The sequence below is a fragment of the Desulfovibrio mangrovi genome (assembly GCF_026230175.1).
GTDB classification, from domain to species: domain Bacteria; phylum Desulfobacterota; class Desulfovibrionia; order Desulfovibrionales; family Desulfovibrionaceae; genus Halodesulfovibrio; species Halodesulfovibrio mangrovi.
On sequence record NZ_CP104208.1, the window covers coordinates 3,292,507 to 3,307,533 of the forward strand.

Below are 15,027 nucleotides of genomic sequence, written 5' to 3' on the forward strand. Positions count from 1 at the left end.
GGGCAGCCCTCCGCCGGAGCGGAGGGCATTTGGCCTAGGGGAAAATCTTGTCGATTTTCTGCTTCATGGTTTCGGCGGTGAAAGGTTTGACGATGTAGTTCGAAACCTTTGCCTGCACCGCTTCAATGATGTTTTCCTGCTGGGCTTCCGCCGTGACCATGAGGAACGGCAGGTCGCCGAATTCTTCGCTGGCGCGGACCTTGCGAAGCAGTTCGATGCCGGTCATGTTCGGCATGTTCCAGTCGGAAATGATGAAGTCGATCTTATCCTTGTTGAGGGTCTCCCACGCGGTGGTGCCGTCGTCGGCCTCAACAATGTTGGTGAAGCCGAGCTGGCGCAGGATGTTCTTTACGATTCTGCGCATGGTGGAGAAGTCGTCAACGACAAGAACACGCATATTGGGATCGAAAGCCATGCGGAACTCCTTAAAAAACGTTAGATGCTCTCGGTGGTGCCATACGATGTATGGAATTCCCGGCGCAACCGCTGCAGGGCCTGAGTATGCAACTGCGATACACGACCTTCGGTTATGCCCATAACTTCGGCGGTTTCACGCATATTTAATTCGTCACTATAATAGAGTGACAATACCAGCTTTTCCCTAGGTGTCAATTGATCGATAAGTGATGCAACCCTTTCAATCAGTTCCTGTAGTGCAGTAGCCTGAAAAGGTTCTCCGTCAATGGAGTCGCGTCCTTCAGTGGAAAAGGTCTCCTGAATGGCGTCAAGGCTCAGGCAAAGCTGATTCTGTAGGGCCTCAAGCCCTATACGGACTTCTTTTTCATCAAGTCCGGTGGCCTGTTGCAGTTCCTCTTCCGTGGGAACGCGGCCCTTGTCGCTTTCTATTTTGTGTATGGCTTCTTCCAGTTGCCGCACTCTGTGGCGCAGGCTGCGGGGGAACCAGTCCAGCCTTCGCAATTCGTCAAGCATGGCGCCACGTATGCGGCTTTCCGCATAGGTGTCGAACTTGATGCCCATCTTGGGATCGAATTTGCCAAGCGATTCCATGAGGCCGAGCGTGCCTGCGCTGATGAGTTCGCCAAGCTCCACGTTCTTGGGTAGTTTGGCTTTCAGGCGCAGGGCAAGGAACTTGATCTTGGGCGCATAGTGCCGGACAACGGACTCCTGCTGGCGGGGAGACATGTCCGGCCAGGCAACGGCACCAGATTCAAGCAGTTCCCACGGCTCTTTGCCGCCTGCAGGACTATTGCCTGAAGAGGAGCTTTTTCCAGAAGAACTTGATATTTCCATCAAGGTTGGCCGATACTTCCCAGTTTTGAATTGTCTTCGCCACCTGCTGCACTGCGGTGCAGGCTGGGCCTCCGTTCGGGTTGGCGCAGAAGGGGCGCTGGTTCACCACTGCCTTGCGGACTTCCGGGTCACGGGGGATGAAGCCCAGCAGATCCAGCGAAACGCCGGAGAGGAAATGGTCGCAGGCTGCATAGAGCCGCGTGTACATTTCCTTGGCGGTCTTGGGATCGGGGGCCATGTTCACCAGCACCTTGAAGTGTTCCACGCCGTGGTTCAGCTTCATCACCTTGATGAGGGCGTAAGCATCCGTCAGCGAGGTGGGTTCCGGCGTGAGAACGACAATGCGTTCCTGCACTGCAAGGTTGAAATATAATACGTTGTCGTTGATGCCTGCGCCGGTGTCAACGATCAGGTAATCTACCTTGTCCTCCAGCGCGTCCATGGCTTCCAGCAGTTCCAGCTTCTGTCCGGTGCTGAGAGAAAGCATTTCGCTCATGCCGGAAGAAGCGGGCAGGATTTTGAAACCGTAGGGCGTGTCAAAGAGGATGTCGTCGAGTTTGGCACCTTCGTGGAACAGATGGAAGAGGTTCTTGCTCGGGGTCATGCCCAGAAGGACATCCACGTTGGCAAGGCCCAGGTCGGCATCAAGCAGCACCACGTTCTTTCCGGAACGGGCGAGGCTGCAGGCAAGGTTGACAGAAAGGTTTGTCTTGCCCACGCCTCCCTTGCCGGAGGTAATCGAAAAAACCAGAGGAAAGTCGCCCTTCATTGTGCGTGAACTCCGTAAGATTACAAGCCGTTGCGGGTGTCTGCGTCACAGGGGAGCTGATGCTTGAACAAAAGCCTCCAGAGCATGACGTCGCGTGCGGCAGTAAGCGTATTCTTCAAACCCGGCCCGAACGAGAGAGCGGAAACCGGCAATCCGGACGATGCTGCTAACGATACCAATGCACCAAAAGTACAGGCTTCGTCCAGTTTCGTCCAGATAATGCTTCCCGGACAGTCGGTTACATATTGACGTACAAAGGTTGAAAGCTGGGCGGGCGCATACGAGGGTGCCAGTACCAGATGCACGGCAAGGTCGCGTGCGGTGCGCAGTCCCAGTTTTTCTTCAAGCTTGGCAAAGGTGTCGTTTCTGCCCAGTCCGGGCAGGTCGATGAGTACCTTGTCGTATTCGCGGGTTTCCCGCAGTGCGTTGGCAAAGCTGACCGGGTCGCCCGCTTCCAGATAGGACATGTCGGAAAGCTCGGCGTAGTGCTTGAGCAGCAGACGGCCGTTGCCGCGTTCGCAGTCGGCGTTGATGATGCAGATGCGCATGTCGGGACGGCGGCTGCGCAGGCTGATGGCCATGCGGATGAGGGTGCTGGTCTTGCCTGCGCCGAACGGGCCGGACACGGCGTGGCATTGCCCGCGCCACTGCTCTTCACCCCACGGACGAACGGGGAGCATCTCGGAAAGCGGGACCAGTACGGAAAGATCGGGGTTCTTGTGCATGCGGCGGAACAGGGAGAGCAGAACGCTGTTGTCCACCCCTTCGCGCTCAAGGTACTCAAGGGCTACCCGCTGCCGCGGGGCCAGTTCATCCAGCTGGATGCCCGGCTTCATGAGGGCCAGAAGGTGCTCGCGGATTTCGCTCCACTCCCTGTGCCACTCGCCCCATCCGGCAGGGGCGCCATTGCCGTTGCCATTGCCGGAATCCATTTTTTTGACAGCCGATGCCGGACGTTCCAGACCGGCAGTCATTTCGCACCACGGGCCGCTTTCGTCGCATCCCTCATGCTTGGAGAGAATGACTGCCTCAAGCCCCATCTCCTGCTTGATGCGGGCAAGTACCGTCTTGGTGTCCGGGCCTGTGAATGTCTTGACCTGCATTACTTCAATCCTACGCTGCCCACGGAAGTGAGCCTGATGTCAGAGGGAATTTCCGCCTGCGAAATGACGGGTACCGTCGGCAGGAAGCGGATGAGCAGCTGCGCCAGATGCGGTCGGGCCACCGGAGAGGTCAGCAGTACGGGCTGGCCGTCCGTGCCCACGGCATTTTCCACGCTCTGGTTGACGGCCTGAATGAGGCGTTGTGCCGTTGCCGGATCAAGCGCCAGATACGAGCCGCCGTCGGAACGCCGGATGGCCTCTTGTACGGTCTTTTCCACCGAGGGGTCCAGCGTAATGATGGGCAGAACGCTGTTGCTGTCCATGTAGGGTTTGACGATGGTACGGGCGAGGCGTTCGCGCGTGTATTCCGTAAGCGTGTCGGGATCCTTTATGCCGGGGCCGTAGTCCGCCAGCGTTTCGACGATGGAGAGCAGGTCGCGGATGGACACGTTCTCGCGCACCAGATTCTGCAGCACCTTCTGCACCACGCCAAGGGAAAGGATGCCGGGAACCAGCTCTTCCACAGCCTTGGGGGCGTGCTTGGCAAGGTTGTCGAGCAGACTCTGCACTTCCTGTCTGCCGAGGAAGTCGGACAGGTGGCGCTTGAACACTTCCGTAAGGTGGGTGGCGATGACCGTTGAGGGGTCCACCACCGTATAGCCTGCGAGCATGGCCTCTTCCTTCTGGCTCTGCGGAATCCACAGGGCCGGCAGGTTGAAGGCGGGTTCGCGGGTTTCTATGCCCTTGATATGGTGCTTTGCATCGCCCGGGTCCATGGCGAGGTAGTGGTCGATGAGGATTTCCGCTCCGGCCACGACGTTGCCCTTCACCAGTACGGAATACTGGCCGGGTTTGAGTTGCAGGTTGTCGCGCAGGTGCAGGGAGGGAACCACCACGCCCACATCCAGGGCAAACTGCCTGCGGATGGAACGGATGCGGGAAAGCAGGTTGCCGTCCTGTTCTTCGTCCACCAGCGGGATGAGGCCGTAGCCCACTTCCAGCTCCAGAGCGTCCAGCGGCAGCAGGGCCTGCACTTCTTCAGGCGTGTCGAGGCTTGCGGAATCAGCCTTGGAGCCGCTCTTGCCGCCCTTCTTGGCACCGGTGCGTTCGGCGACGCCGTCGCTGGAGTCGCTGACCAGCTTGGAGATGAAGAAGAGACCGGCTGCGAACAGCATGAAGGGCAGGAAGGGCATGCCGGGAACCAGTGCGAAGACGATAAGCACAAATGCCACCAGCTTGAGTGCGCGGGAGTTGAAGGTCAACTGGCCGATGAATTCTTCACCCATCTTGGCTTCTGCGGCGGCGCGGGACACGATGATACCCGCCGAGGTGGAGATGATGAGCGAGGGGATGGTGGCTACAAGACCGTCGCCGATGGTGAGCAGGGTGTAGGTGGTGAGCGCGTCCTGCCACGGCATGTCCTTCTGCACGATGCCGATGAGGATGCCGCCGATGATGTTCACCAGCGTGATGAGCAGGCCTGCGGTCACGTCCCCTTGAACGAATTTGCCCGCACCGTCCATGGCGCCGTAGAAGTCGGCTTCGCGGCGGATGATGTCGCGTTTGTTGTTGGCGGTTTCTTCGTCGATGAGGCCGGCGTTCAGGTCGGCTTCAATGGCCATCTGTTTGCCGGGCATGGCGTCAAGGGTGAAGCGGGCTGCCACTTCCGCGATACGCGTGGTACCCGCCGTGATGACCATCTTGTTGAGAATGAAGAGAATCCAGAAAATTACCGCGCCGATGACGTAGTTGCCGCCCACCACGAACTCACCGAAGGATTGGATGACCGAACCGGCGGCGCTTGTGCCCTCATCACCGTGCAGCAGAATGAGTCTTGTGGAGGCCACGTTGAGCGCAAGGCGGAGCAGGGTGCTCACCAGGAGCAGGGAGGGGAAGATGGAAAATTCCAGCGGCGAGAGCATGAACATGGAGGTCACCAGAATGATGAGCGCCAGCGAAATGCTCAGGCTGAGCATGATGTCCAGAAAGAAGGTGGGCAGGGGCACGAGCATCACGAACAGAATGGTGACCACGCCACCTGCCAGCAGTATGTCGCCGTGCTTGGCAAACCGTTCGTAATTGATTTTCGGTGCTGTGATTTCTGCTTTAGCCATTTTTCCGACACCTTCCGTGGATAGCGAGTGTGTTCCGTGCAGGAGCAGTCATGCGCTCTTAACTGCTTCTTTTTCCTTTGAATTTGTGCAGGCTGGCGAGGATGGATGCCACGGCCTTGTACAGATCCTCGGGAATCATGTCCCCTACTTCCACCGACTTATACAAGGCACGTGCCAGCGGGACGTTTTCCCGGAGCGGAATGCCGTGTTCGCGAGCGATTTCCTTGATTTTCTCCGCGACGTGATCGGCACCCTTGGCCAGAACGCGGGGGGCAGGGGCTTCCAGAGCGTCGTATCGTATGGCTATGGCAATATGCGTGGGGTTGGTGATGACAACGTCGGCCTTGGGAACGTCCTGCATCATGCGGCGCATCATGACCTGCATCATCTTCTTGCGCTGTTCGGCCTTGATCTTGGGGTCGCCTTCCGCCTGCTTGCGTTCGTCCTTGACTTCATCCTTGGTCATCTTGAGGTTTTCTTCATAATCCCAGCGGCTATACCAGAGGTCGCCAAAGGCGATGAGGACCATGGGAACGAGGGCATACAGCACCATGCGGTGGCTGGTTTCCAGCATGTACACGCTGAGCCCCATGGCATCCTTGTAATAGAGCGGGAGAAAATTATGCATCTCCGCCTTGAGCACGAGATAGGGAGCAATGCCGATGGCGGCGGCCTGCAGTATGCTCTTTCCCAGCCTGATAAGCGTCTGGGGCGATGCGAACATACGCTTGAGGCCTTTTATGATGTTGAATTGCAGGCCCTTGAATTTGAATACTTCCGTGGTCCAGAGTTTGCCCACCTGCAGGCGCATGTTCAGGTAGGCCAGAAAGGCGATGAAGATGAGCAGCGGCAGCAGCATTTTGGCCAGTTCGATGGAAAGCCACTGCATGAGTCCGTAGATGCTTTCCGGCGTGACGTTGAAAGTTATGCTGTCCCGCATGAAGCGGACCATGATCTTGTGCATGCTGTCATAGATGACGCCCAGCCATGCATACAGTCCGTACATGCCCGCAACAACGGAGACCACCTTGCCCAATTCCTGTGATTTTGGAACATTGCCTTTGTTTCTGGCTTTCTTGCGACGTTTGTGTGTCGCTGTTTCTGTTCTGCTCGGGTCTTTTTGCGGCATGGTGCCCAGCCTCCCTATCTGGCGAGCGGTGACATGGCGTCAATGAGATGGCCGAACAGCGGGCCTATCTCAATGATGAAGTCGCCGATGCGTCGCGACATGATGGTGAAGAGAAGGCCCATGAAGAAGAAGCCCACGCCGATCTTCAGGGGAAAGCCGAGTTGCAGCAGGTTCATCTGGGGGGCAGCGCGCCCCATGAGGGCAAGGGCCAGTTCGACCAGGAAGAGCGCAGCCATGACCGGCGCGGCGATCTTGACCGCCAGCGAGAACATGATGCCGGAAAGGTCGAGGATCTGGTGCACGATGGCGGGACCGATGACAAGCTGTCCCGGGGGGATTGCCTCAAAGGTCTGGGCCAGCGCGCTCAGCATGTACAGGTGGCCGTTCAGGGTCATGAAGGTGAGCAGGGAAACGAGGTAGAGAAAATGCGAGGTGATGGAAACCGTGGTCCCTGTCAGCGGGTCGGCCACGTTGATCATGGTAAAGCCCATCTGGAAGCCGAGAATCTGCCCGCCGGTCTGGATGCCCGCAAAGATGAACTCCACCGCAAGGGCAAGCACCAGTCCGAGAACCGCCTCGGAAGCCATGATTCTGATGAGGTCGAAGGGGTGTTCGGGCATGGCCTGTCCCTTGACGGCAAGCGAAGGAAAGAGCGCCAGCGTCAGCACGATGCAGAGTGCCGCCTTGACTGTCTTGGGGGCGCTTTCTCCGCCGAAGACGGGGAGCATGAACACCACAAGGCTGAGGCGCATGAAGGTCAGCACGAAGCTGAAAAATTCTGTCGTATTGAAGTTGAACAGGTCCATGCCAGCCGGTTTGCAAAGCCCGAGCCAGAGATGATTTGCTGCTGTGCGCCAAGCAATTCCGGTGGGTTGATGTCTGTTGTGGTGGTTTGCCGCCGCAGGTGAGTCAGCCTTTTGGCGGTAGCCTGTCCGTGTGCTTTTGTCTCGTCACGGTGTGCCCGCTGTGGTACAGAAGAGGGGGAGGCTGGTTCGAACGCCGGTTTTCTCCCGGCGCAACGGGCGGGCTTGCCATCGGCCCTGTATTCTGGCAAGCCACGGATACCATTGAACTGTGCATATATGGAGGACGCAATGGACCTTTTGCCCATTAAACGAGCATTGCTCAGCGTTACCGACAAGTCCGGGCTGGTGGAGTTTGCCACCTTCCTGCACGAGAACGGCGTTGAGCTGGTATCCACCGGCGGCACGGCACGCATGCTTACCGAGGCGGGGCTGAAGGTCACGCCCGTGAGCAAGGTGACCGGTTTCCCGGAAATCCTTGGCGGACGCGTCAAGACGCTGCACCCGCACATTCATGCGGGTATCCTTGCCGACAAGGACAACCCCGAGCATCTTTCCACGCTGAAGGAACTTGGCATCGTCGCCTTTGATCTCATCGTGGTGAACCTCTACAACTTTGCCGAGGCTGCCCGTAAGGGGCTGGACCTCAAGGCTGCCATCGAGGAAATCGATATCGGCGGTCCCTGCATGCTCCGCGCTACGGCCAAGAACTTCCACAGCATGCTGGTGCTGCCCGATCCGGCAGACTATGCCGAGGTATCCGCCGAACTCAAGGCCAACGAAATGCGTGTGGGGCTGGAATTCCGCCGCCGCATGGCCGCCAAGACCTTTGAGCGCACCTCGACCTACGACCGCATGATCACCGACTACCTGTCTTCCAAGACGGCGTAGCGGCAATCCGGCCATGCCGGAATTGCAAAGGCATTGACGTAACCGTCTCCGCAGGCAGGGATATCCCCGCCTGCGGAGCGTTCGTGCATTTCAGGAGCAACGGACTCGTTTCTCCATTATCCGCAACACGTTCCAGAAGGAGCACGCCATAGCTTCCGTTCTCGGCAACACGCAAGGGCTCAAGCCCAGTCAGCTCAAGGCGCTGCAGCGTCTGTACACCCGTCGCTATCCGGCTCAGGGCGGCTACACACCCGAACAGGCACGCGAGCTTGCCGCGCTGTCCGCCAGCGTCGCCCGGCAGATAGGTCTGCTCATCGACCGCCAGGGCAGGCCGCAACTGGTCATCGTGGGTGATACCGGCGCCATCTATATTCCCGAGCTGCCGCGCGCCCGTCTGGGTACGGGGCGTCTGCGCGGCCTGCGCCTCATGCATACCCACCTGACGGACACTGCGCTTTCTCAGGAAGACCTGATGGATATGCTGTTCCTGCGTCTCGACTCCGTGGGCGTGCTCACGTTGGACGAATTCGGCTCGCCCGCGCACTTTCAGTATGCCCACCTTGTGCCCACCCGTTCGGAAGAAGGCGAGACTGCCGATGCCGAGGCGGATATGTCTTCCGTCAGCCGCCGCGCGCCGCGCAAGGGCGAGGTGCTTCCCGACGGGCCCAAGCCCTACACCGTGCACGATATGGTGGCGTGGGATCGCGTTGAGGTGGACTTCAACGCCCAGACCGAAGCGCTGGAAGATGAAATGGCCCGTGCCCTTACCGATGCCCGTGTGGCAGACGGGGATGGTGAACGTGCCGTGCTGGTGAGCGTGAGCACCCAGCCGCGCAACGTGCAGGAATCGTATCTGGACGAGTTGCGCGAACTGGCCCGCACCGCAGGCATTGCCGTGGTTGGGCAGATCATCCAGCGTGTGCCGCAGGTGAACCCAAAGTTCATCATGGGCAAGGGCAAGCTGGCAGAGCTTGAAGTGCTGTGCTTGCAGGGTAATGCGGGGCTTGTCGTGTTTGACGGAGAGCTTTCGCCCGCCCAGTTGCGCAACCTGACGGATGCCACAGAGCGCAAGGTGCTGGACCGCACCCAGCTCATTCTTGATATTTTCGCCCAGCACGCCACTTCGCGCGCGGGCAAGCTGCAGGTGGAAATGGCCCAGCTGCAGTACACCATGCCCCGTCTGGTGGGGAAAAACCGCGCCATGGACAGGCTTATGGGCGGCATCGGCGGACGCGGTCCCGGTGAAACCAAGCTGGAAACCGACCGCCGCAAGATTCGTGACCGAATCGCCCGTATCAAGGGTGAATTGAAGACGCTCAGCAAGCAGCGTTCCTACGCCCGCGACCGCCGCGCCAAGGCTCGCGTGCCCGTGGCCGCGCTGGTGGGCTACACCAACGCGGGCAAGTCCACCACCCTGAACACGCTGACCAACTCCGACGTGCTGGCGGAGAACAAGCTCTTCGCCACGCTGGACCCGACCACGCGCAGGCTCCGCTTTCCGCAGGAGCGCGAGCTTATCCTTACCGACACCGTGGGCTTCATCCGCAGCCTGCCTAAGGAACTCAAGGAAGCGTTCGAGGCGACCCTTGAGGAATTGGAAGCCGCAGACCTGCTGCTGCATGTGGCCGATGCCGGACATCCCGAAGTGGACAAGCAGATTGCCGCGGTGGAATCCATTCTGAACGAACTGGGCCTGCACGACATTCCCTCCATTCTCATCCTGAACAAGTGGGATACGCTGGATGAGGAGGCCCGTCAGGCCATGCGCTATTCCTATCCGCAGGCCATTCCCATCAGTGCCCGCAGCGGCGACGGGCTGGACGAGCTGTCCAAGGCCATCATCTCCCGCGTGGACTGGGAGCGCGGGCTTGTGCAGTATCAGGGCATCATGGCCGAAGAGGTTGTGGAAGACGCCCCCCGCGATGACTGGGACGCCTGGGACGGCGACGGCAAGGGGATTCTGCAGTAGCGGGCGATTGTATTTGCAATGTGAAAGGGCCGGAGCGGTTAACGCTCCGGCCTTCTTTTGTTTCTGTGCTTTTCCTTCCGGAACTACAGCGCCAGTTTAAGTATGGTGCGACAGTCTTAGGGGGTGAGGGTGATGGCTTTCTGTTTTGAAAGGGAATTGAGCTGTATTGTATTGAATGTGCTGTACGTGGTTGTGTATTGGTGCTTCGGGACGCTGCAAGGCGAACCGGTGAAACCATATGCAAGGGAAGCGAGATATGCACACGACACGACAGAATCAGGTACAGGCGTTCAGGGGCAACCCTGCCGTTCTCATGTCCGGAGGGCAGACCGGACAGCGGGGAGGGTGGCAGACGGCAGGCTGGGAGGTAGGGAATTGGGCGGATCAGCGACGGGCGTGCGCTACGCCTCCGCAATGCGGACCTTCCGTACGCCTGACCATGGGCGAAAACGGGAAGCTGCGGGAAAAGCTGGAAACAATGGGGGGCATGTCGTGCCATTACGCCTACGCCTATGATGCGGACGGCAGGCTGGTGAGCGTGCATCGCAACGGCAGGTTGACGGAGTCGTATCAGTACAACGGGGCGGGCCAGCGCGTACGCGACAGACTGGCATGGGGTGGGGGCGAACGCCGGTTCGTGTACGGTTCCGACGGCAGGCTGCTCTCAGCGGGCGATGTCCGTTTCTATTACGATGCCGCGGGGGCGTTGCGCTGTCGTCAGCGGGGCAGGAAGAACCTGTACTGCTTTTACGGCAACGACACCCGTCTGGATTCCGTCCGCCTGCCTGACGGTTCGCAGGTGGATTACCGTTACGGCACTGCGCTCGGCCCCGTGGCGAGTTTCCTCACCGGCGAGAGTTCCGAGAGCTTCGTCTGGCTCGATGCCATCCGGCTTGCGACATACCACGACCACATTCGCGGGCTTTCATACCACTTCCATTACGGAGCAGGGCGGCTCCCCGAGGCGGTAACGCTGGTGGACAGCCACGCCGGAACGGTCATGGGTAGAGGGACCAGCGAGGCGGCAACCTATCAGCTCGGCTACGATCAGGTGGGCTCCCTCAGGGCGGTTTGGTCGCAAAGCGGGTAATTGATAAAGGAAATCGTGTATGATAGCTTCGGCAACGTCTTAAGCGACTCCAACGAGTGGCTTTACATGCCCATCGGCTTCGCCGGAGGCCTGCCGGATCGCTACACCGGTTTTGTCCGTTTCGGCTACCGCGATTACGACCCCTTCGTGGGCCGTTTCACCGCCCGCGATCCGTTGGGCGACACGGGTGGCGATCATGACCTGTGGGACTACTGCGTTGATGATCCGGTGAATGCAAATGACCCGCTGGGGCTGTTCGTGTTTCTTCTCCCCTTTGTCGGCGGTATGGCGGGGGCGACCATGCTTGGCTACGGCGGCACAAAGGTGGCCGCCGCTGCTGCGGATGCGTTGAACAAGTCCGGCACTAAGGCGCAGGCTGCAGTGGATAAGCCGCTTGATACCGTGGCGAACATCAACAGCGCCATGGTTGAGATTGCCGCATTGCCGGAGGTTGGAGCCGCTGGGGTACAATACGCCCCTCAGGCCGCCAAGATGGCAACTCAGGCAGGGAAGGCGGCTGCTCAAGCCGTGCGTAACAAAGGTATTGATGTGGCAAACAAGGTCATGGGGAATCCGGCGGGGCTGGCTAGTGGCATTACTGCAGGTAGTGACTTTGTTAGCAGTTATCTTGTCGAGGGGCCATATGAGCCCAGTAAGGCCGGTGTGATTGGGGCTGGATTAAGTAAATTGCAAGAGTATACTCCTGAATTACGCGAAACGTTTTCAAGGAGGCAATAAATGAGGAGAGTTAAACTCTCTGAGTGGATTATATGCGGCATCCTGATTGTTTTGGGATTGATGGGGTCTTTAACAGGGCGCATGTACACCAGAACGGGTATTCCGATCCCATTGTGGGCAAGTCATATTTTCATTGCCGCAGGCGTTTGTTTGCTGGCGTACATCTGGCTGGCTAGAAGCAAGAAGTGAGTTCGGTTTTGTGAAAGCGCAGTTCGAATTGAGAGTTGTTGGGGTATTATTGGTTGTGGAGGGAGTGAGACAGAGCCTGGCCGAGCACCCTTATCATATAAACATGCCCTTAGAGCCTTGGGTTCCTTATGCATTTATAACAGTTGGGGTATTCCTGCTTGTTATGACGCTAGGCAGAAAGGGGAACAAGAAATAAAAATCATGAAAAGAGGCCTCTTCCCGTGGCCTCTTTTCATGATTTTACATCTCTGCACTGATGCGCTTTCACCGCCCGCGATCCGTTGGGCGACACGGGTGGCGATCATGATCTGTGGGACTACTGCGTTGATGATCCGGTGAATGCAAATGACCCGCTGGGGCTGTTCGTGTTTCTTCTCCCCTTTGCCGCCGCTGCGTATGGGTTGAACAAGTCCGGCACTAAGGCGCAGGCTGCAGTGGATAACCCGCTGGATACCGTGGCGAACATCAATAGCGCCATGGTTGAGATTGCCGCATTGCCGGAGGTTGGAGCCGCTGGGGTACAATACGCCCCTCAGGCCGCCAAGATGGCAAATCAGGCTGGGAAGGCGGCTAACCTTTACGCACACATAGACAAATATCTTTTGGTGAGCGAAGATGTAAACGGCAACACCCAGTTGAACATCTCCACTAACGGTAATTTAACTGCAAGCGGAGAGGGCGCCGCCGATCGTATGATAGCGCTCTAGTAGATCTCTCACTCACATGAGGCACAGATGCACCGAAACGGAAAGTTACTCGTCAATGGCTAGCCAGACTCCAAAAATCGCACCTCGCACGGGAGGCGCTTATCCTACTCCACATACCGACTCGAAGCCCTGGCCCCTACGCATCCCAAGGGCTGCAGTGACTTTGTTAGCAATCCTTTCACTAACAACACTCTGCTTTCTATATCTTAACCCAAGCACAACTCCCGGCTCGGAACTCAACCAAGACAAAGGCTACCACGCCATTGCGTTCGGATGGGTTACCTTTGTACTCAACGCAAGCGTAACCGGCCGAAACAGGAGACTCCTGATTCCGGTTGTCGTCATGATTCTCGGCCTTTGTCTTGAAGGGCTTCAGTCCATTATACCGGGGCGCCTTGCTTCATGGGCAGACGTTCTTGCCAATGTCATCGGCGTGATGCTGGGCCAGTATTTGTGGTCCCGTTTTTACTTGGTTATTGAGGCTAACGTGATTCCGGGAAAAAGCAGACAAAACGAGAGCGACAACAAGCGCAAACCCTAGGGACTGCAGTCGCGAGAAGGTCTGGTCTTGTTGTTATGCCATACTTCGTTCAGCATATCTGCCAGCGAGGTCTTCATGGCAATGCCAGCACGTAGGCTTGTAATGTTTCAGATGAAGTTTGGAAAAAACTTGAAACGTCTTTGCTTGGTGGGTGAGAAGTTGGGGCGGCATTACTTAGGGCAATCGTCTGTTTGTTAGGGGCTGAAGCCCAAAAACAGAATAGCCTTGCTTGCGCCGGGGGGCTTCCGTCGTTAGCCGAGTCCGGGGGGCTTACGGATGATGAGAGCGAAGCGGGGTAAACTCTCTGCCCGTCGGAGAGAAAAACTTAAAAAGCTTTGTCAGTAGCAAAGGCCGGAGCGTAACCGCTCCGGCCTTTTGTATTCTGTCGTATCCTGTCCGGCTTATTCGTCGTCGGAAAGGCCGAAGTGGGAGGCCATGAAGGGGCCGAAGTAGATGCCGTCGTCATCAAGGTCTTCCTCGATGCGGAGCAGCTGGTTGTACTTGGCAAGACGGTCGCTGCGGCACAGGGAACCGGTCTTGATCTGGCCGGCGTTCAGGCCCACGGCGAGATCGGCGATGAAGTGGTCTTCGGTTTCGCCGGAACGGTGGGAGATGATGGTGGAGTAAGCAGCCTGCTTGGCCATTTCGATGGTGTCGAGGGTTTCGGTCAGGGTGCCGATCTGGTTCAGCTTGATGAGAATGGAGTTGGCCACGCCTTCATCAATGCCCTTGGCAAGGATGTCGGGGTTGGTCACGAAGATATCGTCACCCACCAGCTGCACGGCATCGCCAACGGCGTCGGTCAGCAGCTTCCAGCCTTCCCAGTCGCCTTCGGCAAAACCGTCTTCGATGGAGATGAGGGGGTACTTCTGGGTGAATTCACCAAGGTAGTCCACCATGTCGGCGGAGGTGAGAATCTTGTTCTCGCCCTTCAGCACGTACTTGCCGTCCTTGTAGAACTCGGAGGCTGCGGCGTCGATGGCGAGCGCGATGTCCTGACCGGGAACGTAGCCTGCTTCTTCGATGGCGCGCATGATGTACTGGAAGGCCATGTCATGGTTGGCAAGGTTGGGGGCAAAGCCGCCCTCGTCGCCCACGGAGGTCACGTGGCCGTCCTTGGCAAGCAGCTTCTTCAGGGTGTGGAAGGTTTCCGCACCCATGCGCAGGGCTTCCGCAAAGGTGGGAGCGCCTACGGGCATGATCATGAATTCCTGAATGTCGAGGTTGTTGGGGGCATGCTCGCCGCCGTTGATGATGTTCATCAGCGGAACGGGCAGCACCTTGGCGTTTACGCCGCCGAGGTACTGGTACAGCGGCAGGCCGAGGAAGCTGGCAGCGGCGCGGGCGGTGGCAAGGGAAACGCCGAGAATGGCGTTTGCGCCGAGGCGGTCCTTGTTTTCGGTGCCGTCCACGTCCAGCAGGATGTTGTCGATGTTCACCTGACGGGTTGCATCAAGGCCGATCACGGCTTCAGCCAGTTCGCCCACAACGTTGGCAACGGCCTTTTCCACGCCCTTGCCCATGTAGCGGCTCTTGTCGCCGTCGCGCAGTTCCAGCGCTTCACGGGAGCCGGTGGAGGCCCCGGAGGGGACGGCGGCACGTCCGGAATGACCGGATTCCAGGGAAACCTCCACTTCAACGGTGGGGTTGCCACGGGAGTCCAAAATTTCTCTCGCCCAAACGGAAACGATGGTGCTCATGTTCACTCTCCTTGTCACGCGGTGGTTACCGCC

The 15,027-nt window shown here is 58.3% G+C and carries 14 protein-coding genes; 6 read left to right on the top strand and 8 right to left on the bottom strand.

Features of this window, described 5'->3' with window-relative positions:
• Nucleotides 1-34: 34 nt before the first annotated feature.
• The 7 genes from N1030_RS14755 to fliR are packed head-to-tail and all read right to left on the bottom strand — an operon-like array spanning nucleotide 35 to nucleotide 7,172.
• Complete coding sequence (locus tag N1030_RS14755) at nucleotides 35-415, bottom strand: chemotaxis response regulator CheY (protein ID WP_265826263.1); 381 nt, start codon at nucleotides 413-415, stop codon at nucleotides 35-37.
• Between the two features lie 20 nt (nucleotides 416-435).
• Nucleotides 436-1,251 carry a FliA/WhiG family RNA polymerase sigma factor gene (locus tag N1030_RS14760; RefSeq protein ID WP_265829079.1) on the bottom strand — a complete coding sequence of 272 codons (816 nt, stop codon included), beginning with the start codon at nucleotides 1,249-1,251 and terminating at the stop codon, nucleotides 436-438.
• Nucleotides 1,205-2,020: a MinD/ParA family protein gene (locus N1030_RS14765; RefSeq protein ID WP_265826264.1), complete on the bottom strand. Its 816-nt coding sequence runs from the start codon at nucleotides 2,018-2,020 to the stop codon at nucleotides 1,205-1,207. The genes N1030_RS14760 and N1030_RS14765 overlap by 47 nt, the downstream gene beginning before the upstream one ends.
• 20 nt (nucleotides 2,021-2,040) lie before the next feature.
• Nucleotides 2,041-3,123 carry a flagellar biosynthesis protein FlhF gene (locus N1030_RS14770; protein WP_265826265.1) on the bottom strand — a complete coding sequence of 361 codons (1,083 nt, stop codon included), beginning with the start codon at nucleotides 3,121-3,123 and terminating at the stop codon, nucleotides 2,041-2,043.
• Nucleotides 3,123-5,237: a flagellar biosynthesis protein FlhA gene (gene flhA / locus N1030_RS14775; RefSeq protein WP_265826266.1), complete on the bottom strand. Its 2,115-nt coding sequence runs from the start codon at nucleotides 5,235-5,237 to the stop codon at nucleotides 3,123-3,125. The genes N1030_RS14770 and flhA overlap by 1 nt, the downstream gene beginning before the upstream one ends.
• A gap of 58 nt (nucleotides 5,238-5,295) precedes the next feature.
• Nucleotides 5,296-6,366, bottom strand: a complete 1,071-nt coding sequence (gene flhB, locus N1030_RS14780; protein ID WP_265826267.1) for a flagellar biosynthesis protein FlhB — start codon at nucleotides 6,364-6,366, stop codon at nucleotides 5,296-5,298.
• Between the two features lie 14 nt (nucleotides 6,367-6,380).
• Nucleotides 6,381-7,172, bottom strand: a complete 792-nt coding sequence (fliR, locus tag N1030_RS14785; protein WP_265826268.1) for a flagellar biosynthetic protein FliR — start codon at nucleotides 7,170-7,172, stop codon at nucleotides 6,381-6,383.
• 288 nt (nucleotides 7,173-7,460) lie between these two features.
• Between fliR and N1030_RS14790 the strand changes: the two genes are divergently transcribed.
• The 6 genes from N1030_RS14790 to N1030_RS14815 all read left to right on the top strand — a co-directional run bounded on the left by N1030_RS14790 (nucleotide 7,461) and on the right by N1030_RS14815 (nucleotide 13,294).
• Nucleotides 7,461-8,060 (top strand): IMP cyclohydrolase, encoded by a 600-nt coding sequence (locus tag N1030_RS14790; protein WP_265826269.1) that lies wholly within the window; start codon nucleotides 7,461-7,463, stop codon nucleotides 8,058-8,060.
• Between the two features lie 148 nt (nucleotides 8,061-8,208).
• A complete protein-coding gene (gene hflX / locus N1030_RS14795) occupies nucleotides 8,209-10,029 on the top strand; it encodes a GTPase HflX (protein WP_476728714.1) in 1,821 nt (606 codons plus the stop codon).
• A 256-nt stretch (nucleotides 10,030-10,285) separates the two neighbouring features.
• Nucleotides 10,286-11,119, top strand: coding sequence for an RHS repeat domain-containing protein (locus tag N1030_RS14800; RefSeq protein ID WP_265826270.1), 834 nt, complete (start codon nucleotides 10,286-10,288; stop codon nucleotides 11,117-11,119).
• The gene (locus N1030_RS14805) at nucleotides 11,120-11,857 is read left to right on the top strand and encodes an RHS repeat-associated core domain-containing protein (protein WP_476728712.1); all 738 of its coding nucleotides are present in this window, start codon (nucleotides 11,120-11,122) and stop codon (nucleotides 11,855-11,857) included. It begins immediately after the preceding gene.
• Nucleotides 11,858-12,327: 470 nt separating this feature from the next.
• The gene (locus N1030_RS14810; RefSeq protein ID WP_265826272.1) at nucleotides 12,328-12,753 is read left to right on the top strand and encodes a hypothetical protein; all 426 of its coding nucleotides are present in this window, start codon (nucleotides 12,328-12,330) and stop codon (nucleotides 12,751-12,753) included.
• 55 nt (nucleotides 12,754-12,808) lie between these two features.
• Nucleotides 12,809-13,294, top strand: coding sequence for a VanZ family protein (locus N1030_RS14815; protein WP_265826273.1), 486 nt, complete (start codon nucleotides 12,809-12,811; stop codon nucleotides 13,292-13,294).
• 401 nt (nucleotides 13,295-13,695) lie between these two features.
• Here N1030_RS14815 and eno read toward each other — a convergent pair whose 3' ends face one another.
• Nucleotides 13,696-14,994: a phosphopyruvate hydratase gene (eno, locus tag N1030_RS14820; protein WP_265826274.1), complete on the bottom strand. Its 1,299-nt coding sequence runs from the start codon at nucleotides 14,992-14,994 to the stop codon at nucleotides 13,696-13,698.
• Nucleotides 14,995-15,027 lie beyond the last annotated feature (33 nt).

What these genes read in the sequence shown, in the direction of transcription:
- N1030_RS14755 (WP_265826263.1), bottom strand. Translation starts at nt 415, where the DNA reads ATGGCTTTCGATCCCAATATGCGTGTTCTTGTCGTTGACGACTTCTCC.
- N1030_RS14760 (WP_265829079.1), bottom strand. Translation starts at nt 1,251, where the DNA reads ATGGAAATATCAAGTTCTTCTGGAAAAAGCTCCTCTTCAGGCAATAGT.
- N1030_RS14765 (WP_265826264.1), bottom strand. Translation starts at nt 2,020, where the DNA reads ATGAAGGGCGACTTTCCTCTGGTTTTTTCGATTACCTCCGGCAAGGGA.
- N1030_RS14770 (WP_265826265.1), bottom strand. Translation starts at nt 3,123, where the DNA reads ATGCAGGTCAAGACATTCACAGGCCCGGACACCAAGACGGTACTTGCC.
- flhA (WP_265826266.1), bottom strand. Translation starts at nt 5,237, where the DNA reads ATGGCTAAAGCAGAAATCACAGCACCGAAAATCAATTACGAACGGTTT.
- flhB (WP_265826267.1), bottom strand. Translation starts at nt 6,366, where the DNA reads ATGCCGCAAAAAGACCCGAGCAGAACAGAAACAGCGACACACAAACGT.
- fliR (WP_265826268.1), bottom strand. Translation starts at nt 7,172, where the DNA reads ATGGACCTGTTCAACTTCAATACGACAGAATTTTTCAGCTTCGTGCTG.
- N1030_RS14790 (WP_265826269.1), top strand. Translation starts at nt 7,461, where the DNA reads ATGGACCTTTTGCCCATTAAACGAGCATTGCTCAGCGTTACCGACAAG.
- N1030_RS14800 (WP_265826270.1), top strand. Translation starts at nt 10,286, where the DNA reads ATGCACACGACACGACAGAATCAGGTACAGGCGTTCAGGGGCAACCCT.
- N1030_RS14815 (WP_265826273.1), top strand. Translation starts at nt 12,809, where the DNA reads ATGGCTAGCCAGACTCCAAAAATCGCACCTCGCACGGGAGGCGCTTAT.
- eno (WP_265826274.1), bottom strand. Translation starts at nt 14,994, where the DNA reads ATGAGCACCATCGTTTCCGTTTGGGCGAGAGAAATTTTGGACTCCCGT.